General features: G+C 48.7%; 1 protein-coding gene. It reads right to left on the reverse strand.

The features are described 5' to 3' along the window. On the reverse strand, positions 1–171 hold a 171-nt coding region (locus ORL50_RS28740), incomplete at its 3' end, for a low affinity iron permease family protein (RefSeq protein WP_266020085.1). Positions 172–503: the final 332 nt, after the last annotated feature.

The following is a 503-nucleotide window of genomic DNA, read 5'->3' on the forward strand; positions in this document are numbered from 1 at the left end:
CAGAAACGTAATGATCGTTGTCGACGTATTGATGATGAGCTGCCAGGTGTCGTTGTAATGAAAGTACGGCCCCGTCAGTCCCCAGACGATAATTAACGCCACAGCCACGAGAAAGGTTTTTGAGCTGCCAGCCCGATTGGACAATGCTTGGCAGAAAACTGAAAATTTCATGATTGCAACTCTTGATTTCGGTCTCTGGTAGACCACATCGGCAACTGAAATACTTTCTTACAATTTAACCCGTTCGTCGGATCAAGAGCCCGCGCATTTTCCCATGACTTAAACATCCTTTGTATGAACTCTCTGCAAACGCCTCCGTCTTCCAGAGGGCTCAGGCAATCAATTGCAAAATTCTATGCGGCATCTGTCCCAACACTAGAGCTTTAGAACGAGCCCTCCCTTGGGCAGCGGCCGCGACCTAACAAATACCGGAGAGATGGTCATGCACTTGGGCGAGATTCTTTTGCCACGCAAAGCCAATGCAGGCACTCCTTTACCTTCCA

The sequence above is a fragment of the Pseudomonas sp. RIT-562 genome (assembly GCF_026241895.1).
In the GTDB taxonomy this organism is placed as follows: domain Bacteria; phylum Pseudomonadota; class Gammaproteobacteria; order Pseudomonadales; family Pseudomonadaceae; genus Aquipseudomonas; species Aquipseudomonas mandelii_F.